The sequence below is a fragment of the Yersinia rohdei ATCC 43380 genome, from assembly GCF_000173775.1.
In the GTDB taxonomy this organism is placed as follows: domain Bacteria; phylum Pseudomonadota; class Gammaproteobacteria; order Enterobacterales; family Enterobacteriaceae; genus Yersinia; species Yersinia rohdei.
Window position 1 is genome coordinate 1 of record NZ_ACCD01000102.1, and the last position, 214, is coordinate 214.

Consider the following 214-nt stretch of genomic DNA (forward strand, 5'->3'; position numbering starts at 1 on the left):
AGCACTGAGCACCAAATCTCCGCCGTCAATATTAAGAGTGCCGTTACCGGTCAAGCCGCCCGTCGTGGTGGACGTCCCGCCCGCACTCAGGTTCAGGGTAGCGCCCGTCACATCCAGAATATTACTGTTGGTCAGCAAGCCGCTGTTTAATACCCCACCGCTGCCCAAAGTCACCGTCCCGGCATTGGTCAAGGCCCCCACAGTCTGGCTGTGG

At 59.3% G+C, this 214-nt stretch carries 1 protein-coding gene; it reads right to left on the reverse strand.

The annotated features are described in order from the left end of the window. The coding region (locus YROHD0001_RS00020) for a hypothetical protein (protein WP_032818655.1) at nucleotides 1-214 on the reverse strand (214 nt) is incomplete at both ends.